Source organism: Pseudomonas sp. GNP012, assembly GCF_054343835.1.
The window spans coordinates 1,015,324-1,041,125 of record NZ_JBTGUU010000001.1 but is presented as its reverse complement, the minus strand read 5'-3'; the positions used below and the strand labels follow the sequence as shown (position 1 = coordinate 1,041,125).

Below are 25,802 nucleotides of genomic sequence, written 5' to 3'. Positions count from 1 at the left end.
GTGCCCCCCGGAAAAGCAGGCGCACTCAGCACTCATCCATACACCCCTGTTAAATCGTGTTGGGCACCCCAAGGTGCCAAATTGTCAAAGAATCAATAGAACTGTGCGTGGTACTACGAATATTAATTCGAGTAATGAAATCGCCATTCTCCGCTCGGAAATCGACCCACTCAGGGGAGGAAACTTCGCGCTCCCCGAGCGTCTTATCGTGCTCATCAAAGAAGGTGAACCTGACACTGTTAACACCAGCGCTTGAGCTAGCGAACTTGACTCGTGTGCACTTCCACTTCAAACGTATGAATGCGGATTGAGGTGCCCCCGTCGCACCACCACAAACCACAGCCAGTGACTTACCCTCCACCATACCTGGCTCCTGCTCGCCCTCTGTTCTGACGAGATGAAGTCCTATGCGCGCAGCTGAATCACCGGCGGCTTGAAGTGTCAGGAGACGAGTGTCGATAACTCTACCTGGCAGCTGAAACTCTTTGGTGGGGTATGAATCAAAGTTATCTGACTCGCTTCGCTCCGGGTCCACCCTCAGCATTACCGAGGTCCCAGGCTTAAATTCATGAGCGTTTTCTGGCAATGAAGTTGCGATCGGGGCCGGGTTTGCAAGCTCTGGATCGGATCCGTCAAAGATGACCCCACATTGGGCGGACAACTGTGATCGGTCGTTCAATGCCGCCATCCAGTTTCGGGAAAGTGTGAATTCAAACAAATACCTGTCATGGGCTTCCGCCTCGGTGACGACATGATCATAGGCCAACCAAGTGAGTACCTCCGAAGACTCGGACGCCTGACCAGTAACGTAGACAAACAATCGCTGCTCCGCCTGGATAAAAGGCCACGCCTTCACCCCGACCGTTTCATCGCCAATGAAGTCGTCCATTTTCAATTGCCAATGGAATTCGGAAATTGCGGCGTGAACAAAGACAGGCAGTGAACTCTTGAGGTCCTCTTTCTTGAGACCCTGTATGCCCAACTCCAGGATCTCTGATGACCTGTGCTGGCTGCCTACTTTAGCCGTGTACCAGATCAATACGGTGTGCCCAATACAGGTCCCTATCCGTTGCCAGGGAATATCGATCTCGACAGTTCCGCTGACACTGCCCTTTTTTTTAATGGGCAGGAACCTGGGCTCATCCTGGCCTTTGATTTCCCAATTCAGCGTGATTGTCGTTTCTTCCATCCCCTCAAAAGTGATGGTCGCAACTGAGCCTTCAATGGCATCCATGGGGTCCAATACGCGGTTGCCTTGCGCATGCTTTATGATTGCAATCGGCAATCTATTGGTGCCGTTACCTGGTTTTTTTTGTTTAGACATGATTTGCCCTCCCAGACAGTGACTAAAACCGTCAGACCTGAACAGGAAGTTCAAGGGCCGCGATAAACTAAACATCTGAATGGAAGATGCAGCAACTGTAAGAAATGACAGTTCATTAGACTAAAAAGAAATGACTCGACCAAAGACACTAAGTTCTCGCTGTCAGGAATTGCAGCAGAGCAGCGGTGACGAAACCTGAATTTTCCAGATTGGAAATATGCCCAGCCTCTGGCACCAGCACACACGGGCAACCAATCAACTCGGCCATTTGACGGGCTTCACTCGGTGGCCGAGGCTTGTCCTGATCGCCGCACATCACCAATGTGGTCGCTGCGTCCAGTTCGCCCAGACGCAATAGCTGGTCATCCCGCCCAAATGTAATCCGCCCCATTGGCACGATGCTTTCACGCAGGCGATCCGAGGGTAGAGCCGCCAGGGAAACACGAAAATCCCGGTAGAGCGCCGACTGTGGATCAATGCCCGGCCGGAAGAAAATCGGCACCACGATATCCAGCAGCGCTGGAGTGATGACACCCGCCTCTTCGATCTGCTTCAACAGTGAAAAGTAATACTGGCGAGTCGGTTCCGGTTCGACGCCGAGGTAGGTGTCCATCAACACCAGGCCATTGAGCCGGTGCGCTGCCGACAACGCCAGGCGCACGCCCCACATGCCGCCGACCGACAGGCCGACCAGGGTGACCCGCTCGATGTCCAGATGATCGAGCAAGACCAGAGCCTGACGCGCAAGGTCATCCAGCGACGTCGTACCGACAGGCAATGGCCCGGATTGGCCGTGTCCCCATAGGTCCAGGGCTATCACACGATACTGTTGCGACAGCGCGGCGATCTGCGGTGCCCACATGGCCTGGTCCCACAGGTAACTACCGGCCAGCAGTACCGTCGGGCCGCTGCCTTGATCGATGTAGTGAAGGGGTTGTCCATCTATGGTTACGTAGGGCATCGACTGTCTCCGCGAGTAAAAATGGAGCCGAAAGACTGAGTGGCTGACGGTCCCTCGTCAATCGCTGGAGTGTGTGCGTTTGTGCCCCCGCCTTCGCGAGCGAGCTTGCGAGCCAGGATCACCAAACCGCCGGCAAGGGCGAGTTGCAGTGTCGCCGGACAAGTTGTCGAATATTTTCGGGTCAAAATGACTGATGCCACATGAATGGGAAATCAGCCCCCGAAAGCAAGCGTGGCCATAGTCAAAATGACAGTGGCCACGCAAACCGAACTATCCCTTCACTTGCACAGGTGTCTTCTTTTCGTCCTCGATCAGGTTGTAGCGATAGACTCGACCCGCTTGTTTGTCGAACGCGAAATCATGACCTGGAATCAAGTGGACTTTTCTGGTCGGCTGGCAATCATCTTCGTTCTTGGCCGAACAATCCTTGAAGGAATCGATGACAACTACACTATTGCCATTGTTTTTCACTTGATAACCATTGGTAGTGTTATCGATTTTGGTATCAAAACGGGTATTGCTCGGTCGAACAAAGAACACCATGCCATAACCGGCCATTACGTTGAAACCGGCAGAAATTTCCTTTTCATACGTTTCACGCTCAGTGTCCGAGACGGCGAACTTGTCTTCTTTTTCGGGAACAACGGGTAAAAAACGAACGCGAAAATAGCGCTCTTTACTCCGATCGCCGGTATACAGCAGGCGAGTACCCTGAGTTCCTTTGGCCGGAACGATAAGCCTGGCCGGGCTGGCGACCAGACCGTCACGGGTACTGCCATCGACACTCTTCAAGGGCTCTTCGCGGGAGTTTCCATTCTGCTGATAAAAAATCTCCTTGATCTCGATCTTGACGAAGGCCGTTGAAGTACCACCATTATGAATACGTTTCAGATAGGTACTTTGATCGCCCTTCATAAAGTCATAGAAGCTACCAATTTGCAGGCTGGGGCCGGCGTGCGCGCACAGACTGAAGAAAAACGTGCACAACAACATATAAATGGATTTCATGAGATATAGCCTCGTACTGGGACAACAGTCTGAGTAAGCCTCAGACTTTGCTACTGCGATTAGATATCGGAATCAAAAGTTATATTAACGGTTCCTCGATAACTGCTATCGTCGTGCATTGTTGCAACTGAATCTTGCTGCACTTCAAAATGCAGCAGGCTGGGTTGTCGAGTGGGCAAACCTGCTGGCTTCAGATGCTCCAGGCCGGCACCACCTATCTTCAGTGGACGCCGTGCAACCGGCTGGTCTGCATCGTCAACCCAAGGACTTGGCAGGCTGACACTGATATCGACAGGTACTTCGTGGGTACCGTTGTTTATCAGACAGGTTCCAACTCCCGGTTGACTGCAGCTGAGGTCCATTTTAAACGGCGAAGAAGTCAAGATAAAAAACCGCAAGTCACCCAGTATTTTCTCGGGGCGTCTTCCATGGGTGATCCACTCCATCCAGCCGCCCTTGGGTGCCAGGGCAACACTGTCGGCGGACATTTTGACGTTGACGTCCTGCTTTACCGCCAGGTTCAAATTGAATGTCATTGAAGGGTCACTGGCAGTCAGTCCGCCCATGTCAAAGTCGCTACCTATGGAATAGGTATACGAACCCTCATAGTTACCACTTATCAGTTGCTCCGGTCGAACAGCCCGCAACTCATAATGTACATCGAGCCTTTGCAAGGACATGCCGGGAATTTCATAGTCTCGAGAATATCTTGGGCAAGTAGTAACGTTCTCAGGTGTCAACCAGAACGCGCTAAAATCTGTGCCATTACCCCACGCACCTTGGCCAGTTCCGTTTACTGATTGACAAGGAGGAATTGCCTGAGCCCATGAGGGAGCCCAGAGAATGGCATGATACCCAAAATCAGTCTCGCCCCCCGGATGGCCGATTATCTCTTGCGCTGTTTTACTCAAGCGATAACGGGTTCCCACTCCGGCAATGCGAATTTGAATGTCCGCCGTTGCGCCAGGAATACTCGAATGTGCAACAGTAAATGTGCGCCATGTCGCCGGGATACCAAATGGGATCACCTGTCCGACGGGAATGCTCCCTGACGACTGGAAACTGATGTTAAAGCTGTCGCTTCGAATTTTTCGGGTGTTACATGTATTCGGATACTCCGTACAGAACCCGCTAGCAGGTGTGTTATTGATAATCTCCGCGCTTCCCGGATTAAGCGGATCCGGCTTGATCTCGGCTTGCACCTCCAATACAGCGGCATTGGCTAAACTTGCAAACCCGAAAAGTGCCGATCCCAGCACCAGACGGTTGAGTAACTTGTTCATTTGACTGTCCTGTGTACGCCATGTTCTGACTGCTTTTGTATAAGTGCCCATCAACTGGCCTTCTCAGACTTATAAGCAGCTTCGGCCAAGGTGTCCGGATGACACCGCAGATCCCCTACCATCAGCACATCATTCTCTCGACGCTGGGAGGCTGGATCGAGCCTGAACTGGCATAACAACTGACTGTCGTGCCGCACTTCGAGTGTAGGAGAATTCTCGCTAAGTTCCATGGAAAAGAACCCATCGACTTCGCTGACACCACGACTGGCATGGTTGATGACGTGATGGCCTTTCAACGGTTTTCCACCGGCATCCAACAGGCGCCCCATCACGGTCACGGTCTTCAGAATGCGCACCTGACGATAATCCACCCCTCCCTTGTTCAAGTGATAGGTGGTGCGCGCAGGCTGGATTGCCGCCGCGGGCACATCGGTGCCCTTGAAATCAAAATTCACCGTGCCGTTCTTGTACGCCGAAACGGGAATGAAATTGCGCCCCGGCCGCAATGTGGCGTGGGTACCAGCGAAGTCATCGGCCCGCAGCTCGATATCATCGAGATCGCTCTCGACATCGACGATCATTCCCGCCTCTCCGGTCGAGGCCTGGCTACTCAATACGAGTTTTTTACCACTGACCGCCAAAGTGCTGTCCAGATTCAAACCGCCGCTGATCTGACCGTTGTAGGAGGAGCGTTGCGCATGCATCGAACCGCTGACCTGGTCAGTCTTGAAATCAGCCGTGCCCGCCTGACCTGTCCCGTACACATCCTTGCTGACGGTTGCAGAAACACTTTGCAGGACGTGATCCTTGAGGTCGCGACGATAGGTGACGGACGCGTTGGGATCGCGTCCACCGTCACGCGATGTACGTTGACCGACGCTACCGCTCACCTGGTGACCGTCGGAACCCAGCGCCATGCGCAGGCTGATATCGATCCCGCGGTTTCGCTGGTCGGCAGTGCCAACCGTGCCTGGTCGATCGAACACCGCCACGCGCCAGTCGGCGCGGTTGCCGAACAACTGTGCGTTGCGGGTCCAGCTCAGATCGATGCCCACGCCTTCGGAATAACCCTGACTTTGGGAGACCTGCGCACTAACCGAACTTTTGCTGTTCAAGCGCTGATTCACCGACAGCGATGTATTGCTGGTTTGTCCGTTGTAGGTGTTGCGTTGACGGATGTGTGTCCCGTCCGGCAGCACTTCGTAAGTATTACGGGTGTCCAGCCAGCTGCGCTGATGGCGCAACACCAGACTGCCGCCGTTGTAGCGATGCACACCTTGCACCTCCATCCCCGTGCCTTCGCCCTTGGTCTGGGAAAGGCTGGTGTAAAGGGACGTTTTCTCGCCCACCGTCCAGTCGGCAGAGGTGCCCAACTGCATCTGCTCCTTGACCTGACGGGCGGAAAGCCCCAGGACAACTCGCGGATGCAGCAAGAAGTTAAAGGCCGCGCCTGCCGTCAGTTCACCGTCATCGCGCTCCTGCCAATTGCTGAGCAGTTTGCTCTCGCGACCGGCGAACAGGTTGTAGCGCCAGCGATTTTCCGGGTTGCGCCAGTTAGTGGGCTTGTAAATGAGCTCCGAAGTGGTGGTAATCACTTGACCGTCTTCGACCACTCGTACTTCCACTTCGTAGATCCCGCCGGGCAGCGGACGTGTATCGAGCGCCTGCAGACCGCTTGCCACCTGCTGACTGTTGATCAGCAAACCGTTGCGATAGACTTCCACCATCGCCTGGCGGTTGGCGGTCACCGTAATGGGATAGAGACTGGGGTTGGCGTTGTCGATCGCCAGACTGTCGGAACTGCCGTACATCAGGCCCATTACCGTGTCGGGACCTTGCCCGATGGTGCGCACAGACCGAGTCAGACCTTGGGCACTGGGCGTGAAATACCCGGCACGAATGAAGTTGCCCTCCAGTTCCCGCTGGGTATGCAACTCATGGACAGCATGCTTGATGCCCGTATCGGTTCCTGACATGCGCGACAGTTGAGCATTGAACGTGTTCGTCCAGTTGCCCAGGCTCGCAGTTGCCTCCAGGCCATAACGGCCGGCGATATTCTGCTGCTGACCGCCGCTGATGTTCAGTTGATTGCGCACAATCATACCGTGGCTGCCGCCTTCAGGCTGATCATGAAACTGTCGGGTTTGCGGATCGCGCTCGGCGTTCTCCGTCACCAACGACACCATCGAGTCTTCCAGACTGTAGTAAACCGACTGCAATTGCCGAGGACAGCCACTTTTACAGGCACCCAAGGCCACACCCTGCGTCAGGAAAGCGGCCCACTCATCACGCTCGCTCGAAGCAAGGTCACTGTTGCGTGTATCCGTAAAGTTGATCAGCGTCACTCGCTCATCGCGGGTCAACAGGATCATGGCTTCGCCCAGGAACTGTCGGTCGACTTCAACTCGAACAGCCAATGGAACATCAAAAAAGAATTCATGAAACTCTGCAGGCAAACCTTCAGCCTGCTGGAGCAAACTTATAGACCTGTTCGCAGGCTGGCTTTCACTGGCAAGCGCGCCTGCGCAAAAAATAAGCGCAAGCGCTCCTGCGATAGGAGTCATCGGAAACATTGATCAATATCTCAAGTTAGCGCTTGCACGTGCAAGAAAGAATGCGGCCGACTGCGTCGGCCACATAAAGGACTTACTGTTAGCTGGAACTTATCCAACAATTATCAAGGCGCGTCGAACATCACACGAACGAATCCGGTGTAGTTACCTTCCTTGTAACCGGCGGCAGGTGCGATTGGCTCAATGCTCAGGGGGGCGATGACTTCAGTTTTCGCAGCATCAGCAGCGAAAACTTCTGTTTCACTACCAACAGTCAAAGCAATGTTATTGAACTTGACGGCCAACTGAATATCATCTGCGCCAGAGGTGATGAACGCTGGGTCCATCAGAGTTGCCTTGATGGCAGGGGCTGTGCCAGTGGAAACGTTGCTTTTCGCCTTGAAGTTACGGCTGATGCCTTTCAGCTCGGAATTGTCCTTATCCCAGGCCAATTGCTGAGGCTTTTGTACAGTATCGAGGTTGGATGGCTGCACATAGAAGTCGGTGCTCGGAATATCAGCGTAGACTTCAATGGTGTGAGTTTGTGGAACAGCCATGGCAGCCGAGGAAACAAAAGCCAAAGCAAGCACCGGGGCAGAAATTGAAATTTTCTTGAACATTGGAATTACCTTTAAACATCTAATTGATAGTGCGTGCTTCGGCCAAGCGACAAAAGTCAGGCACCGGGTTATTGATCAACACCAGTAAATATGGTGTTGGGTTTCAACGGCGCGCATCTTCTCGTTTTCCGTAGGATCGGTATGCAAGATCTGTCCGAACATCCTGTAGGATAAATCCCTGCACTTGAAAAACCTTCGCGTGCGAATAATGAAAGAGGCCCGAGTGCCGCTGGCCCGTTGCGCAAGTGTTGTCGGAGAGTGTTTTGAAGCTCTTCAGGGATGTCGGGAAGTGTTCAGCGAGGAGACAGGGCGGTAGATCCCGGGGATGTACCGGGGCTGAAAGAGGTCTTTTATGTGTAAATCAACCGGTGCGCCCTTGTTGCTGGCAAGTACCCGCTCCATCAGCGTGTCCGGCTCCGCGTTCGTCCACGTCACTGACGCCGCCGATGTCTTCGCACCACCAACCGCAAGCACCGGATTCCGTCCGTGACTTGGGGTGGCAGCCCTCTTGTGGAGAGATTTCTGCTTTTCGACATTCGACGAGACTCTAACGCCTACTGACGGCATAACCTGTTCGGCCCTTCATCACCTCAGTTCCAGTGGCTACAACGGCTTCGACTGACTTCTGCTCGTTCATCCCGGCGCTCTCGACGCTCGCTAGCACAGTGGCAAACGAGCAGGACACCCTTTCCTCTGGTTAACACTTCCTCTTGCCGGTTGTGTAGAGGACTTTCACCTCCAAGTCACCAGCGAGGCCACCACAGCCAAGCTGGTTGCGCTTGCGCGCCATGCCTGGCGCCCCACAAAAAAATCCCGATGCACAGGCATCGGGATTTGGTTAAACACATGGAGCCACCAACATCGGAGCGTTACGGTTTGCCCTTCACAGGAACACCGAGTGCGGGATAATGGATAATGGCTCGTTCCGAAAGATGACCAGCCTTATCTATAGCCGTCACGCCAAACTCATACCGTTTCCCCAATTCCAGGTCGGTAAAAGCAAACTCTGTTTCCTTTGTCCTCCCCGGATCGCCGCCACCCTCATCGACTAGATATTCAACGTCACCGGAACTGTCATATGACGCAGCCCAACTCAATATCAGACCAAGGTTGCTGGTACGCAAATCCGAAGGGGCTGTGGGTGCGGTAAAGTCTTCGAATTTCACCGTAATACAGATCGGATCCGATTCATGGAATTGATCATCAACGGTATAAAGACAGTATACATGATCCCGCCCTTGCATTGGACTGGTATCCGTATAGGGGCGCACAGGCCTCTCTACAGATTCGCCATCACGGGTTAATTTGTACTTAAGTGCACCACCGTCAACTGTACCATCATTCCAAAATAAAGAAACTTGGCTGGGACCTTTATCAAATGCCTCAAAAAACGTAGGTGGGGTTGGCTTATTCCTTAAGGTGCGCACAACGAATTCATTCCATAGCTCTGAACCTTCGAGCCTGGCCTTAAACCTGACTAACTGCCCTGGCCGCAGATTACTAACCGACTGCCTAGTTGTTCCAGGAGAAAAATAACGAATAGGACCATCATCCACCTGCGTATGAACTCCAAACCCACTGTTACTCCAATTGAATACAACACTAGTCCTGGAAAGCTCAGTAGCCCAAATGGGAAATTCCGCACTCACAGTTTCAACCAAAGTCGTTGTATAAACGGGAGTCCACCCCATATTTGCTCTTCGCCCACGAACAGCGAAATAATATTTAGTATTTGGATTCAATCCAGTAATGACAACCTTATTATCAGTCCCCGTATGAGCCGACGCCCCTCCAGACTCAACCGAGTATAAATTAAACTCACTACTTGAAGGCCAACTTAGCTCAACAGAATTAATCGTCACCCTGCCTACAGACAACGGAATCTGCCCATCACTGACAACATTATTATCACGACCATCCATATTTCACCTCACTCAACAAATTAGACAACGCAAGCGCTTAACTTAAACATGACTAAGCACGCATACAGTCCAACATGAAAAGTACAAAAAAAATACTATCAACTCTGTTAGTGCAAATTCACCCTATTCATTTACACTCGCAACCATCCTGAGAATACAGCCCACCGACCTGTTATTTCTTACAGGTTCCAACGACGCTGAATCGCGCTATAACGGAGTCCTGGAGTTACTCACCGCCATCTGAGGCGCCCCTACCCCGGGAGACCAGCCATGCACACTGCGAGCTCAATCCAGTTCCAAACCAGTACGCTGCGCGCCAAGCCCCACAGCTATGTGGATACACCTCATATCCCCCCGATTCTCTCTGCCAAAGAACAGGAAATCCTGAAGTGGTGTGCCATTGGCAAATCGTCCTGGGAGATCGGACGGATCCTCAATTGCTCTGAGGCGGGAGTGAATTATCACTTCTGCAATATTCGTCGAAAATTCCGCGTCAGCTCGCGCTGGCTGGCGTTGATCAAAGCACTGGAAATGGGATTGATCCATTTGGAGGGAGAGACAGAACTTCATCCAACGGTTGTGCAGATAACCCGATTAGCGTCGAAAAGTTTGTAACGCGCCAACGTGCACAGGATTGACTCGCTAGAGTCCGGTTCGCCACAAACCCGTGGTGACCCCAGCCAGTTCCTCCACCGGGTTGAACTCGAACATCGCCCGCAGTGGCATATTCCATTGCAGGGATTTCTACAGGTTTGACCAGGCTCTCGCAGCCAGGAACTCCAGCAACGCAGCTGGTGGCGAACCCTGAATTTTCCAGATTGGAAATATGCCCAGCCTCTGCTATCACACGATACAGTTGCGCCAACGCCTGCATGCAGATCCTGCCATCTTGCGGGACGGCACCGAATGGCGGTGACGAGCGGTATGGGGAAGACAGTTGCTCCCACAGGGGTTCAGGTGTTCATACATCATAAGTACACCACCGAACCTGTGGGAGCGGGCTTGCCCGCGATGAGGCCGGTACAGCCGCTGGAGATTTACAACCCCTCCAGCTCCGCCATCAGATCATTCAAGCGATCCACCTTCTCCTCGGTGATCTCGCTTACCGCCAATCCGTCGATGTACGTCGCCAACTCCTCCACCGTGCTGCACTCGAACATCGCCCGCAGCGGCACATCCCGTTGCAGGATTTTCTGCACCCGTGAGGCGATCTGCGTGGCCAGCAGCGAATGCCCGCCCAGTTCGAAGAAGTTGTCGCGAACGCCGACCTTCTCGACCTTCAACACTTCAGCCCAGATTTCCGCCAGGGTCTGCTCCAGGTCATTGCGCGGCGCCTGGTAATCCTGGCTCTGCATCTGGCCGATCTCCAGCGCCGGCAGGGCCTTTCGGTCCAGTTTGCCGTTGGCGTTGAGCGGCAGCTTGTCCAGCCACAGCCAGTGCAGCGGCACCATGTATTCCGGCAGTTCGGCGCGCAGGCGTTGCTTGATCCGCTCCAATCCCTCGGCCGGACTCGACGCCACCTGCGCCGCGACCAGATAGCCCACCAGATGCTTGCCGTTAGCCCCTTCCTGCACACCCACCGCCGCATCGCGGACTTCCGGTTGTTCATGCAGGCGAGCCTCGATTTCACCCAGCTCGATGCGGTAGCCGCGAATCTTCACCTGATGGTCGATGCGCCCCACGTACTCCAACACGCCGTCACTGCGGCGGCGCGCCAGGTCGCCGGTGCGATACAGGCGCTCGCCGGGCGCGCCGAACGGGTTCGGCACAAACACCGGAGCCGTGCGCAGCGGGTCGCTGACATAACCGCGCCCGACCCCGGTGCCGGCGACGCACAGTTCACCCACGGCACCCAGCGGCACCAGTTCCAGTGCGCCATCGAGCACATACAACAGGTTATTGTCGGTCGGCGTACCGATCGGCAAATAGCTACCGCGAGTCGAGGCCAGTTCGACGCGGAAGAACGCCACGTCGTCCGAGCACTCCGCCGGACCGTAGGCATTCACCAAGCCGATCTGCGGATAACGCAGCAACCATTGATGCGCCAGTTCCGGCGGCATTGCCTCACCGGTCGGCAGCATCCAGCGCAGGCCGTCGAGGCTCATGCGCTCCTGGGCGAGCATGCCCTGGATCAGCGATGGCACGCTTTCCAGCACGGTGATGCCCTGGGCCGCAACATGCGCCAGCAAACCCTGCGGATCGTGGGCGATGGTGTTCGGCACGATGTCCACCCGTGCACCGAACAGCGGCGCGGCGAGGAACTGCCACACGGAAATGTCGAAGCTTTGCGAGGCGGTCTGGGCGATCACGTCGGCGTCGCTCAGGTCCAGGTACGGCACTTTGCTCAATTGGTTATTGAGCATGCCGCGCTGCTCGACCATCACGCCTTTGGGCAAACCGGTGGATCCGGAGGTGTAGATCACATAGGCCAGGTTGTCCGCACTGCTGTAGATGCCGGGATTGTCCGCCGACAGCGCAAGGGCCTGGACCTCCTCCCAGACCAGCAGCCGTGGCCGGCCGGCGCAGCCGAACTCGTCAAGCAAGGCCTGCGCCTGTTCACGGCACGCTTGCGTGCACACCAGCAGTGGCGTTCGGCTCAGTTCGATGATCCGGCTCAGACGCTGGCTCGGCAGGCCCGGGTCCAGCGGCAGGTAACCCGCGCCGGCCTTGAAGCTGCCGATGATCATGCCCAGCAGATCGAGGCTGCGTTCGGCCAGCAATGCCACCGGTTGATCGCGCCCGACACCGGCGGCGATCAATGCATGACCGAGACGGTTACTGCGCTGGTTCAGCTCCAGATAACTGTACTGGCGGTCAAGACAGCTGGCGGCAATCCGCTGCGGGTGGCGGGCGACCTGCGTTTCAAACAATGAAACGTAGCTCTGCTGCAGTGGATATTCGTGTTCGCTCTGGTTGCAGCCATGGAGGAGGAAGTCCTGCTCCTCGGCCCCCAGCAACGGCAGGTCGGCCATGTCGCCATGGAAACCTTCCACCAGCGCCAGCAGCAAACGCTTGAACTCGCCGAGCATGCGCTCGACCGTGGCTTCATCGAAGTAGCGCTGGTCGTAGGACAGGTGCAAGCCCAGGTCATCCCCCGGATAGCACACGGCCGTCAGCGGGAAGTTGGTGTGGGTCCGGCCCGAATCCGAGGTCGCATTGAGGCTCTGCGCACGGTCCAGCACCGAGACTTCCACCGGGGCGTTTTCGAACACGAACAGGCTGTCGAACAGCGGCTGGCCTTTGGGCAGCTCGCTTTGCTCCTGGATGTTCACCAGCGGCAGGTATTCGTATTCACGCAGTTGCATGTTGCTGTCGAGCAGACCGGTGAGCCACTGGCGCACGCTGCATCGCTGACCGTCCTCGGGCATCTTCACCCGCAGCGCGATGCTGTTGATGAACAGGCCGACGGTGCGCTGCATCTGCGGCATCTCCACCGGACGCCCGGCCACGGTGACGCCGAACAGCACGTCGCGATCACCGCTCAAGCGTCGCAGCACCAGCGCCCACGCCGCCTGTGCGAAGGTGTTGATGGTCAACTGATGGGCCTGGGCCAGTTCGCGCAATTGCGCACCGCCCCGGGCATCGAGCCGGGTGTAGCGGTCGCCGACGATCATGCCGCCACTGTCGCCGGCATGTTCACGCAGGAACGGCCGGTCGCTCGGGATCGGCGTGGTCCGCTCAAAGCCCTGCAGGTTGGTTTTCCACCATTGCCGCGCTTCGTCCAGGCTCTGGCGTTGCAGCCAGCCAATGTAGTCGCGATAACGCGACACAGGCCCAAGCTGCGCTTCCCGGCCTTCGCCCAGGGCGCTGTAGATCTCGAAGAAATCGTTCATCAGCAGCGACCTGCACCAGGCATCGATGAGGATGTGGTGGTTGCTCATCATGAACCAGTAGCGCGCCGCGCCGACCCGGATCAGACGCAAGTGGAACGGCGCCTGGTTGAGCAGATCGAAACCCGCCTCGCGTTCGGTCTTGAGCAAGGTTTGCAGCTTCGGCTCTTGCTCGGCTTGGGCGATATCACGCCAGTCGAGGTACTCGATCGGTGTGCTGCCCGGTTTATGGATCACCTGCAGCATGTCCGCGCCGACGTTCCAGCAGAACGACGCGCGCAACGCTTCGTGGCGGGCGACTACGGCTTGCCAGGCCTGGGCGAAACGCTGCGGATCCAGTTCGCTGTTGATGCGGTAGCGGTCCTGCATGTAGTACAGGCCGGTGCCTGGCTCCAGCAAGGTGTGCAACAGCATGCCTTCCTGCATCGGGGTCAGCGGGTAGACGTCTTCGATAGCGGCGGCCGGCACCGGCAACGCATCCAGTTGCGTCTGATTGAGCTGCGCCAGCGGGAAGTCCGACGGCGTCAGGCCACCGGCGTCGTCGCGCAGGCAATGCTCGATCAGACTGCTCAGCTCACCGAGGTAGGCATCGGCCAACTCGCCGATGGTTGACGGATCGAAGCGTTCGGCGCTGAACGTCCAGCGCAATACCAGTTCACCGCCATACACCTGACTGTCGACACTCAGCTCGTTGGGCAACGGTGCATGGGCATCATGGGCCGCGCCGACGGCTTCATCCAGTGGATGGAACAGCGCGTCCGCGCCGAAGCTCTGGTCGAACTGGCCGAGGTAGTTGAAGGTAATCGGTGCCTGCGGCAACGCCACCATGCTGCGGCGAATTGGCTCATCGGCGAGGTAACGCAGCACGCCATAACCCAGGCCCTTGTGCGGCACGGCACGCAGCTGTTCCTTGATCGCCTTGATCGAGGCCCCCTGCCCCGCCGCTTCTTCGATGTTCGACGGCGTCAGGCGCAACGGATAGGCACTGGTGAACCAGCCCACAGTGCGGGTCAGGTCGATGTCGTCGAACAGCGCTTCGCGGCCGTGGCCTTCCAGCTGGATCAGCGCCGATGACTGACCGTTCCAGCGGCACAGCACGCGGGCCAAGGCGGTCAGCAGCAAGTCGTTGACCTGGGTGCGATAGGCACTTGGCGCCTGTTGCAGCAACTGCCGTGTACGCTCGCTGTCGAGACGCACGCTGACGGTTTGTGCATGACGGTTTTGCCGCCCGCCTTCAGGGTGATCGCAGGGCAAATCGGCACTTGGCCCGGCCAGTTGCGCCTGCCACCAGCCCAGCTCTTCGCGCAGGGACTCGCTGCCGGCGTAGGCTTGCAAGCGTGCGGCCCAGTCCTTGAAGGCGCTGGTTTTCGCCGGCAGTTTCACCGACTGCCGTGCTTCCAGTTGGCGATACAGGGTTTGCAGGTCATCGAGCAGCACCCGCCACGACACACCGTCCACCACCAGGTGGTGAATGACGATAAACAAGCGTTGCTGGCCTTCAGGGCCATCGACCAGCAACACGCGCAGCAAGGGTCCCTGTTCAAGGTCGAGACTGCGCTGGGCATCGGCGAACAAGGCCGCGCATTTATCCATGGATGAAACACGCACTTGCCACAACACCGGCGCGTCGGAAATCGGCTGGTGCAAGGCCTGCCACTGGCCGGCATCCTTGCCAAAGCGCAGGCGCAAGGCGTCGTGCTGTTCGATCACCGCCAGCAACGCTTGCTCCAGGCGATGAGATTCCAGCACCACCGTCGGTTGCAACAACAGCGCCTGGTTCCAGTGTTGGCGTTGCGCGATATCGGTGTCGAAGAACCAGTGCTGGATCGGTGTCAGGCGCGACTCGCCCATGATCAAGCCCTGCTCGGCTTTGACCTGATCGCTGCGGGTGGCCACGGCGGCGAGGGTCTGCACGGTCTGGTGCTGGAACAGGTCGCGAGGGCTGAAGTGAATACCCTGCTGTCGCGCCCGGCTGACCACCTGGATCGACAGGATCGAGTCGCCGCCCAGTTCGAAGAAATTGTCGTTGAGACCGACTTGCTCGACGTTCAGCACGTCGCACCAGATCTGCGCCAGCGTGGCTTCGAGCTCGTTGCCCGGCGCTACGTAGTGTTGGCGATTCAGCTCCGGGTCCGGTGCCGGGAGCGCACGGCGGTCGAGTTTGCCGTTGCCGGTCAACGGCATGCTCGCCAGCAGGATCAGGTGCGTGGGCACCATGTAATCCGGCAGTTGCGATTTCAGATGCGCCTTGAGGGCTTCGCGCAACATCGATTGCTGCGCTTCGTCCTGTTCGGCGACATCCGTCACCAGGTAGCCGACCAGTTGCTTGCCGCTCGGTGCGTCAAGCGCCAGCACAACCGCCTCACGGACTGAATCATGGTCCAGCAGGCGGGTTTCGATTTCACCGAGCTCGATGCGGAATCCGCGAATCTTCACTTGATGGTCGATGCGTCCAAGGTATTCCACCAGGCCATCGGCACCCTGGCGCACCAGGTCACCGGTGCGGTAGATACGCCCGCCATCGGCGGCAAACGGATCGGCCACAAAGCGCTCCGCCGTCATGCCCGGGCGCTGGTGATAACCCTGGGCCAGACCCGCGCCACCGACATACAACTCGCCCGTCGCGCCTTGCGGCACCAATGCCAGGTCGGCGTCGAGAATGTAGGCCACGCGGTTGCCGATCACACTGCCGATCGGCACGCTGCCGGCGCCCTCTTCCAGCACTTCGGGCGCAAGGCTGGCCAGCGGCATGACCACGGTCTCGGTCGGGCCGTAGGCGTTGAAGAACCGGCTCGGTTTGAACGCTGCACGAATGCGGGCCAGGTGCTCACCGGTCAGCGCTTCGCCGCCGGTGATGATCATGCGCACCGGCAGGGTCTGGTCCTGGGTCGCCAACCATTGCGCCAACTGGCTGCCATAGCTCGGTGTGAAACCGAGTACGTTGATCTGATGACGACGGATCAGGTCGCAGATTTCTTGCGCGTCCCACTGCCCTTGCGCGCGCAACACCACCTGCGCGCCGCTGAGCAGCGGCACCAGCAAACGCTCGGTGGCGGCGTCGAAGTTGATCGAATAGAAGTGCAGCTCACAGTCGTCGGGGCGCATGCCGAAACGCTCGATCACCGCGCGGCAATGCATGGCGATTTCACTGTGGGACACCACAACACCTTTCGGTTTGCCGGTCGAGCCCGAGGTGTAGATCAGGTAAGCCTGATGCTGCGCCAGACTGATCGGCGGCAGCTCGGTGGCCGGGAAATTGGCCAGCGCAGCGGCGTCTTCTTCAAGACACCAGCGGCCGACGGTCGCCGGCAACTCGCCCAGGGCCTTGAACATCGCCGCATCGCTGAGCAGCAAACCGATACCGCTGTCTTCGATCATGTAGTGCAAGCGGTCCAGCGGGTATTCCGGATCCAGCGGCACATAGGCACCGCCCGCCTTGAGGATCGCCAACAGGCCGACCACCATTTCCAGCGAACGCTCAAGTGCCAGGCCCACGCGAACCTGCGGTCCGACGCCACGCTCGCGCAGCATCCAGGCCAGGCGATTGGCGCGGCTATCGAGTTCGGCGTAGCTCAGGGTCTGCCCGGCGAAGGTCAGGGCCGGTGCGTCCTGGCGCACCAGGGCTTGCTCGGCGAACAGGTGATGGATGCACTGATCCAGCCGATGCTCGCCCGGCTCGACGCCGAGGCTGTCGAGCAGAAGCTGTTGCTCGCCGGATGCCAGCAGCGGCAGTTCGCTCAAGCGCTGTTGCGGATCGGCAATCAGCGCCTCCAGCAGGTTGCGCCAATGCCCGGCCATGCGGGCGATGCGCGGTTCGTCGAACAGATCGGTGCTGTAGGTCAGGCAGCAGCCCAGTCGATGATCGAGGTCGGTGACTTCCAGGTTGAGGTCGAACTTGGTCGCGCGGGCATCGTTGGCCAGGTACTCGACCGTCATGCCGGCCAGGGTGCGGCTTTGCTGGAACTCCCAGCGCTGCACGTTGCACATCACCTGGAACAACGGGTTGTAGGCTGCACTGCGCGGCGGTTGCAAGGCCTCCACCAGATGATCGAACGGCAGGTCCTGATGGGACTGGCCTTCGATTACCGTGTGGCGCACCTGCTCGAACAGCTCGCCGACAGACATCTGTCCGTCGAGCTGGCAGCGCAGTACCTGGGTGTTGAGGAATGCGCCGATCAGCCCTTCGCTTTCCGGACGAATGCGGTTGGCCACGGGCGCGCCGATGCGCAGATCGGTCTGGCCGCTATAGCGGTACAGCAGGGTCGCCAGTGCGGCGGTCATGGTCATGAACAGGGTCAGGCCGTGCTGTGCATTGAAGGCACGGACCCGTGCCGCGAGCTCGTCGCTCAGGTCAAAGCGATACAGCTCACCCTGATGGCTTTGTACCGGCGGACGCGGACGGTCAGCCGGCAACTCCAGCAGCGGATGCTCATGGCCCAGTTGCGTGGTCCAGTAATCGAGCTGACGCTGACGCTCGCCGGATTCCAACCACTGACGTTGCCACACGCTGTAATCCAGGTACTGCACCGGCAACGGCGCGAGCGGCGACTCACGGTCGTCGACAAATGCTTCGTACAGCGCACTGAGTTCCCGGGCAAAGATGTCCATCGCCCAACCTTCGGTGACGATGTGGTGCAAGGTCAGAACGAAGTAGTGTTCCTGTTCGCCGGTCTTGACCAGGCACGCACGTAGCAGCGGTCCGGTTTCCAGATCAAACGGCTGGTGCGCTTCGTCGTCGGCCAGTTGCTGGACCTGCCACTCGCGGCCTTCGGCATCCAGCGCGGTGAAATCCTTCCACGCCATGCGCACGCCGGTCTCCATGTGCACCTGTTGGCGAGCGACGCCGTCAACGCTCGGGAACGTCGTGCGCAGGGTTTCATGGCGCATGATCAAGGCTTGCAGCGCCGCTTCGAAACGCGCGACATCCAGCACGCCACGTAACCGCACCATGCCGCCGACGTTGTAGGCCGGGCTGTCCGGTTCCATCTGCCAGAGGAACCACATACGCTGCTGGGAATAGGACAGCGGCACCGCCTGGCGACGGTCGACTGTTTCAATCGGCGGCTGTTTGTTGGTGCTGCCGCTGGCCTGGATCAAGCGGACCTGTTCGGCAAATGCACCCAGTTCGCTGTGTTCGAACAGCGCCCGCAGCGGCAACTCGACGTCACAGGCCTGGCGGGTACGGGAGATGATTTGCGTGGCCAGCAGCGAGTGGCCGCCGAGGGCAAAGAAATCATCGCGCAGGCCGACTGGCGTCAGGCCCAGCACTTCGCGCCAGATGCCGGCGATCTGTTGCTCCAGTTCGGTCACGGGCTCGACGTGTTCGCGAACCTGCCACTGCGGTTCCGGCAAGGCGCGACGGTCGAGTTTGCCGCTCGGGCCGAGGGGCATTTGGTCCAGCCGCATCAGCTGAGTCGGGACCATGTATTCCGGCAGTTGCGCCGTCAGCGCCGCTTTCAGGCGAGTCGTTTGCGCATCGACGGACTCAGCAGTGTCGGTGGTGGTGAAGTAACCGACCAGTTGTCCACCCGCCGCCGTTTCGCGCACCAGCACCACCGCTTGGGCGACACCCTCCTGCGCCAGCAGACGGGCTTCGATTTCCTGTGGCTCGACGCGGAAACCGCGTAGCTTGACCTGCTGATCGAGGCGACCGAGATACTCGATCACGCCATCGCCAGCCCAGCGTGCACGATCACCGGTGCGGTACAGACGCGCACCGTGCTCGTCCAATGGGTCGACGACAAAGCGTTCAGCCGTCAGGCCTGGACGGCCCAGATAGCCACGCGCCAGGCCGCTGCCACTGATGCACAACTCACCCGGTACACCGGCCGGAACCGGATTGAGCTCGCTGTCGAGCACGCGGCAGATCACATTGCCCAGTGGCCGGCCAATCGGCGAGCGTTCGCCATCGGCGCTGGAGCACTGCCAATGGGTGACGTTGATTGCCGTTTCGGTCGGGCCGTAACGGTTGTGCAACTGTACGGCCGGCAGTTGCGCCAGCACGCGGTTGCGCAGCTCCGCTGGCAAGGCTTCACCGCCGGAGAATACGCGGCGCAGGCTCGTACATTGCGCGCTGAGCGGTTCGTCGATGAACAACGAAAGCAGCGGCGGCACGAAGTGTAGCGTGGTCACCCCGTACGCTTGCACAAGCTGCGCGATGCGATGGGGATCGCGGTGTTCGCCGGGACCGGCAAGCAACAGGCGACTGCCGGTGATCAGCGGCCAGAAGCACTCCCACACCGACACGTCGAAACTGATCGGCGCCTTTTGCATCAGCACGTCGGTTTCGTTCAACTGATAGGTTTGCTGCATCCATTGCAGGCGCTCGGCCAGCGCCGCGTGGGTGTTGCCGACGCCTTTTGGTTGACCGGTCGATCCCGAGGTGTAAATCACATAGGCGAGGTTGTCGCCCTGCAGATGCAGGCCCGGCGCCTGGCTTGGCCAGCTGTCCAGGTGCAAGGTATCCATGGCGATCACACTGACGCCCTGGCTGGCCGGCAGGCGATCGAGCAAGCAGGATTGCGTCAGCAGCAGTTCGACACCGCTGTCGCTGAGCATGTAGGACAGGCGCTCGACCGGGTAGTCCGGATCCAGCGGTACATAAGCACCACCGGCCTTGATGATCGCCAACAGGCCAATCAGCAGTTGCGGCGAACGCTCGCAGGCAATGGCCACGCAGACGTCCGGGCCGACGCCCTTGTCGCGCAGGTAATGGGCCAGACGGTTGGCCTGAGTGTGAAGTCCGGCGAAGTCCAACTGACCGCCGTCCCACAGCAACGCCGTGCGCTGCGGGGTCCGCCGGGCTTGTTCGTCAAGCAGTTCCGGCAGCCATTGACTGGCCGGTGTGCAGGGTGCAACGGACCAGTTTGCTTGCTGGTTGTGCTCAGGCTCAGTAAGCAGTTGCAGATCGCCGAGGGCCGTTTGCGGACGCTCGCAGACTTCACGCAACAGGTTGGCGTAATGCTCGGACAGGCGCTCGATGGTCGCCGCATCGAACAACTCGCTGGCGTAGTCGAAGGACAGGCTCAAGCGCCCGTTGCGATCTTCTTCACTGTGCAATTGCAGGTCGAACTTGGCTTGCCGGCTGTGCCACGGCAGCTCTTCGGCCAGCAACCCCGGCAGGCGTTTCAAGGCACTGAGGTCGCGCTGCTGGTGGTTGAACATGACCTGGAACAAACCCTGTTCACGGGCCTGCGGAAAAGCTTCAAGCAACTGCTCGAACGGCAAGTCCTGATGCGCTTGCGCACCCAGCGCTGCCTGACGGGTTTGCCCAAGCAGTTCAGTGAACGGCAGCCGTGAATCCACCTCGGCGCGCAGCACCTGGGTGTTGATGAAAAAGCCGATCAGGCCCTGGGTTTCCAGGCGCGGACGGTTGGCGTTCGGTACGCCGATGCGGATGTCACGCTGACCGCTGTAGCGATGCAGCAAGGCCTGGAACGCGGCGAGCAGCAGCATGAAGGAGGTCGATTCGTGGGCCTGGGCGGTCTGGCGAATCGCATCACTGAGGGTCGCACCCAGACGCACGGTATGGCGGGAAGCGCTGTGCAGTTGTTGTGCGCAGCGTGGATGATCGGTGGCCAGGCTCAGGGTCGGATGCTCATCGCCCAAACGGGCTTTCCAGTAGGCCAGTTGCCGCTCGCCCTCCCCTTGCGCCAGCCATTGGCGCTGCCAGCTGGCGTAATCGGCGTACTGCGTCGGCAATGGCGCCAGCAGCGCTTGCTGGCCTTGAGAGGCCGCCGCATACAGGCGCGAGAACTCGTCGATCAGCACATTCAGCGACCAGCCGTCAGCGATGATGTGGTGCATCGTCACCAACAGCTGATGGTCTTCGTCGTCGAGGCGAACCAGCGTCACCCACAGCAGCGGGCCTTGTTCCAGATCGAACTGGGTACGTGCCTCGTCCTCACGGATTTGCAGTGCGCGGGCTTCACGCTCGGCGGCCGGCAAGTCGCTAATGTCGATCACTTGCAGGTTGAACTCAGCACCCGCAACGACCTGTTGCAACGCCACGCCATCACGCTCGAAGAAGCGCGTGCGCAAGGATTCGTGGCGCTCGATCAACTGCTGGAAACTGGCGCGCAATGCGTCCTCGTCCAGCTCGCCACGCAAGCGCAAGGCTCCCGGAATGTTGTAGGCGCTGCTGTGGGGGTCGAGTTGCCAGGTGATCCACAGACGATTTTGTGCCAGCGATTGCGGCATCGGTTGCTGGCGCGACAGCGCTGTGATTGCGCCCTGGGCCAGGCCACCGTCCTGTTGCTGACGGGCCACGACATCGGCGAATGCGCCGAGGGTCGGGGCTTCGAACAGCAGGCGCAGGTTCAACTCCAGTCCCAGCGCTTCACGCAGACACGCCACCACTTGCGTCGCTGCAATGGAGTTGCCGCCGAGCAGGAAGAAATGATCGTCGGCGCCCACCTGCCCGACCTGCAATTGCTCGCACCAGATACGGCCGATCAGGTTTTGCAGCTCAGAGCCCGACTCGACCCGGCTTGCACTTGCGGTGCTGGCCGACGGGAACACCGCGTAGCTGTCGAGGCTGCCGTCCGCCAGTCGACTGCGGCACGCCGAGCGCTGCAGTTTGCCGCTGGACGTTTTGGGCAGCGCACCCGGATTGAGCAGCACCACCACGCTCGGTGCTTCCTGATACGCCTCGGCGACGGCCTGGCGAATGGCCTTGATCAGCGCCTCGGGCGGCAGGATTTTCTGCACGCTGCGGCTGATTTCGGCGGCGATGCCGATGCCCTCCTGACCATCGACCGTGACGGCAAAGGCGGCAACACGGCCCTTGCGCACCACTTCCACTTCGCGCTCGACGGTCTGTTCGATGTCCTGCGGGTACAGGTTGTGCCCGCGCACGATCAGCATGTCCTTCAGGCGGCCGGTGATGAACAGCTCGCCGTTGCGCAGGAAACCCAGGTCACCGGTTCGCAGCCAGGTCTGGCCGGCGTGCCGGACGAACGTCTTGGCTGACGCCTCGGGGTTGCGCCAATAACCGAGGGCGATGCTCGGCCCGCTGGCCCAGACTTCGCCGACGGCGTTGTCGGCCTGTTCGCTGAGCGAGACCGGGTCGACGATCAGCACGGCGTGAGCCGGCTGACTGATGCCACAACTCATGATCGGGCTGCCCTCGCCCGCTTCCACCCGGTTCTGCGCCAGGGCCTGATCGTCCGCCCGCAGGTTGCCGATGCCTTCGCCGCGTGCTGTGCCGGCCACAAACAAGGTGGCTTCGGCCAGACCGTAAGAGGCCATGAAGCTGTCCGCAGTGAAACCGCAGGTCGCGAACTTCTCGGCGAAGCGTTCCAGGGTGTCGAGGCGAATCGGTTCGGAACCGGAATACGCCACGCGCCAGCCACTCAGGTCCAGCCGTTCCAGAGCCGATTCGCTGACCCGCTCGCTGCACAGGCGATAAGCAAAATCCGGCCCGCCGCTGATGGTGCCGCCGTATTCGCTGATCGCTTCCAGCCAGCGCAACGGCCGGCCGAGGAAGTACGCCGGCGACATCAACACGCAAGGCACGCCGCTGAAAATCGGCTGCAGCAAACCGCCGATCAGGCCCATGTCGTGGTACAGCGGCAGCCAGCTGACGATCACGTCGTCGGGGTTGAGGTCGATGCCGAAGCCGTGACGAATCAGCAATTCGTTGGCCACCAGATTGCCGTGGCTGACTTGCACGCCCTTGGGCAGCGCGGTGGAGCCGGAGGTGTATTGCAGGAAGGCGATGTGATCGTCCTGCAAATCCGCCGCGACCCAGCGTTCGGCCAGCGCAACGTCGAGGGTGTCGACACACAGCAACGGCGGCGCCCCTTCGATTTGCTGCAATGCATCGCGCAGCCCGGCGCTGGTCAGCAGCAGGCGCGGTTGGGCATCGCTGATGATCGACAGCAGGCGTTCCTGGTGATGACGGCGCGTCGATTCCGGCGGGTAGGCCGGGACCGCGATCACCCCGGCGTACAGGCAACCGAAGAACGCCGCGACGTAATCCGGGCCGCTGGGGAACAACAACACGGCGCGGTCGCCAAAATCCGCTTGGGCCTGCAAGGCGCCGGCAATCGTCCGCGCCCGCTGATCCAGCTCGCGATAACTGAGCACCACAGCCTGTTCCGGGGTCTCGGCAAGAAAACGCAGGGCCACCCGATCCGGCGTCAGGGCCGCGCGGCGCTGAAGGGCTTGGACCATTGTGCTGGGGAGTTCGAACGCGTCGGTCATGAGGTTTCCTGCCTGATTTCGGCTTGGTAGGAGCGAGCCTGCTCGCGAAAATCCGGAGAACACCGCGGGGTGTCAGGCGCCCATCGTCATCGTTGACGACCATCGCGAGCGAGCTCGCTCCTACGGGGTGATGAGGGTTGCGCTGTGCAATTCACCAATGAGAACGGATGACGTCTGGAAATAATTAGTCGCCAGGCTGGAACGCAAAGCGGACTGAAGTGAGACAACGTGTCGCAGTTCGCACTCTGCACCCTTGGTGCGCAGTAATTCTTTTTCTCATTTGACAATCATTATCATTAAGCCTAATTTGTCGCTCGATTGTGCAGGACGGCCCCCCGGTTTATCCCCGTCCCACTAACCTTTTGGCAGCAAGGTGATTTCCATGATGGAACCAGTATCCACAAGCAGGTGCGATACACCGCTACTTCAGGCATTCGTCGATAATCGACTGATTCTGGTGAAGATTGCAGCCCGTATTACCGGTTGCCGCTCACGTGCCGAAGATGTTGTGCAGGACGCGTTCTTCCGGTTGCAATCGGCCCCGCCCATCACCAGTTCGATCAAGGCCCAGCTCAGCTACCTGTTCCAGATCGTGCGTAACCTGGCGATCGACCACTACCGCAAGCAGGCGCTGGAGCAGAAGTATTCCGGTCCTGAAGAGGAAGGGCTGAATGTGGTGATCCAGGGTGCCTCACCGGAAACTTCGCACATCAATTTCTCGACGCTGGAGCACATTGCCGATGCGTTGACCGAGTTGCCGAGCCGCACCCGCTACGCCTTCGAGATGTATCGCCTGCACGGCGTACCGCAAAAAGACATCGCCAAGGAACTCGGAGTCTCGCCGACCCTGGTGAACTTCATGATTCGCGATGCACTGGTGCACTGCCGCAAGGTGTCGGGGAATCGTGGCGATATAGCCGCTCGCCACTAAGATCTGAAATCTGCGTCGCTCCCTTCGCGAGCAAGCCCGCTCCCACAGACTCAGCACACACCCTGTGGGAGCGAGCTTGCTCGCGATAGTGGACTCAAGGTCAATACAGGGCTTGAGCCTTACCTCTCAAGCCAGTGCGCACCGATCGAAAAACCGCTCCCGCCCCAACACCATCAAGGCCGCGCGCTTGTGCGGGAAGTCGAACTCTTTCTCGCAGTGAAAGCACTGGTTGTGCATGTACCCGATCATCTTCGCGTTATCGGCACGAGGCTCGGCCACCACGCGCTGCGTGCGCGGATCATCGAGAAACAGGTAATGCACCAGCGCCGATAACCAGCTCGCCACCTTGTGCGGACCGCGATGGTTTTCCTCACCCACCAGCATGTGAATGCCGCGGTCGTAATCGCCGGCATCATAGAAGGGGGCGATGCGATCCTCCTTGGCCCAGTAGGCTTCGAAGTAAGCGAACGGCTGATCGTCGAAACACCCGATCAGCGTCAGGGTGTGCGGATCGGCCTCGAGTTTGCTCAGGTATTGGCGATGCTGTTCGAGGCTGCCCTCCTCCTGCCAGAAGCTGGCGACGCGCGGACTGTTCTGCCAACGGTTGAAACGCGCCAGGTCTTGCTCGATTTCCAGGGTACGCAGGGAAACCCAGGCGCCCAGCCGCGCATCGAATCGTCGATACACCTCACCCCGGGGTTTCACCGCTCGCAGCGGATGACGCTTGCCGCCGGTCATGACCATTTGCTGTGGGTAGCTGCCGGTCATGGAATGCCCCAGCCATGGCTGCGGCAACTGCCAGAACAAGGTGCGCTCGCAGCAATACTGGCCGTTGACGGGAGTCGGAATCAGCAAACCACTGAGCACAGCCTCATTCGGCACGTCCTGCAGTTGCCAGACCTGGCGCTGACAGTCGGGGTCGCGGGCGAACAGCCAGTAACAGGCCGCCCATATCGCTTGCCCTTCGGGGTGACCGAAGCGCTCCAGCAATTGCACGTGCAACTCGGGGCCACGATTGAGCCGCAGGGTGAGCAACGGCTGCCCTTCCAGGCTGAGGCTCAGGCGGCCTAGCGTTTCATCAGCGGCAAGACGACTGCCGGTCGGCAGGCACAGGACAGTCAGGTCATTCAGATTGGACATGGGGGCGGGCTCACGATAATCGTCG

Annotated in this window: 11 protein-coding genes and 1 pseudogene; 2 read left to right on the top strand and 10 right to left on the bottom strand. The window is 59.0% G+C overall.

All coding sequences use genetic code 11. The annotated features are described in order from the left end of the window. Positions 1–49: 49 nt before the first annotated feature. From ACXX83_RS04590 to ACXX83_RS04555, 8 genes and pseudogenes are all read right to left on the bottom strand, one after another. Positions 50–1,324, bottom strand: coding sequence for a hypothetical protein (locus tag ACXX83_RS04590; protein WP_458547658.1), 1,275 nt, complete (start codon positions 1,322–1,324; stop codon positions 50–52). 148 nt (positions 1,325–1,472) lie between these two features. Then, entirely contained in the window at positions 1,473–2,285 is an 813-nt protein-coding gene (locus ACXX83_RS04585; RefSeq protein WP_458547657.1) for an alpha/beta fold hydrolase, read from the bottom strand. Between the two features lie 270 nt (positions 2,286–2,555). Next, on the bottom strand, positions 2,556–3,293 hold the full coding sequence (locus ACXX83_RS04580) for a molecular chaperone (RefSeq protein ID WP_458547656.1): 738 nt from the start codon (positions 3,291–3,293) through the stop codon (positions 2,556–2,558). Between the two features lie 59 nt (positions 3,294–3,352). After that, complete coding sequence (locus ACXX83_RS04575; RefSeq protein WP_458547655.1) at positions 3,353–4,576, bottom strand: hypothetical protein; 1,224 nt, start codon at positions 4,574–4,576, stop codon at positions 3,353–3,355. 50 nt (positions 4,577–4,626) lie between these two features. Continuing rightward, a complete protein-coding gene (locus ACXX83_RS04570; protein ID WP_458547654.1) occupies positions 4,627–7,149 on the bottom strand; it encodes a TcfC E-set like domain-containing protein in 2,523 nt (840 codons plus the stop codon). A gap of 104 nt (positions 7,150–7,253) precedes the next feature. Then, entirely contained in the window at positions 7,254–7,748 is a 495-nt protein-coding gene (locus tag ACXX83_RS04565) for a CS1 type fimbrial major subunit (RefSeq protein WP_458547653.1), read from the bottom strand. A 366-nt stretch (positions 7,749–8,114) separates the two neighbouring features. Further along, positions 8,115–8,315: pseudogene (locus tag ACXX83_RS04560) on the bottom strand (group II intron reverse transcriptase/maturase); the annotation flags it as partial. A gap of 302 nt (positions 8,316–8,617) precedes the next feature. Continuing rightward, positions 8,618–9,670, bottom strand: coding sequence for a fibronectin type III domain-containing protein (locus ACXX83_RS04555; protein ID WP_458547652.1), 1,053 nt, complete (start codon positions 9,668–9,670; stop codon positions 8,618–8,620). A 270-nt stretch (positions 9,671–9,940) separates the two neighbouring features. On the opposite strand from ACXX83_RS04555, the gene ACXX83_RS04550 reads away from it, so the two are divergent. Beyond that, complete coding sequence (locus tag ACXX83_RS04550) at positions 9,941–10,285, top strand: LuxR family transcriptional regulator (protein WP_217837578.1); 345 nt, start codon at positions 9,941–9,943, stop codon at positions 10,283–10,285. 422 nt (positions 10,286–10,707) lie between these two features. On the opposite strand, the gene ACXX83_RS04545 is transcribed toward ACXX83_RS04550, so the two are convergent. Next, positions 10,708–23,706 (bottom strand): non-ribosomal peptide synthetase, encoded by a 12,999-nt coding sequence (locus ACXX83_RS04545; protein WP_458547651.1) that lies wholly within the window; start codon positions 23,704–23,706, stop codon positions 10,708–10,710. A 382-nt stretch (positions 23,707–24,088) separates the two neighbouring features. On the opposite strand from ACXX83_RS04545, the gene ACXX83_RS04540 reads away from it, so the two are divergent. After that, the gene (locus tag ACXX83_RS04540) at positions 24,089–24,637 is read left to right on the top strand and encodes an RNA polymerase factor sigma-70 (RefSeq protein WP_007973443.1); all 549 of its coding nucleotides are present in this window, start codon (positions 24,089–24,091) and stop codon (positions 24,635–24,637) included. 126 nt (positions 24,638–24,763) lie between these two features. On the opposite strand, the gene ACXX83_RS04535 is transcribed toward ACXX83_RS04540, so the two are convergent. After that, entirely contained in the window at positions 24,764–25,777 is a 1,014-nt protein-coding gene (locus ACXX83_RS04535; RefSeq protein ID WP_458547650.1) for a GNAT family N-acetyltransferase, read from the bottom strand. Positions 25,778–25,802: the final 25 nt, after the last annotated feature.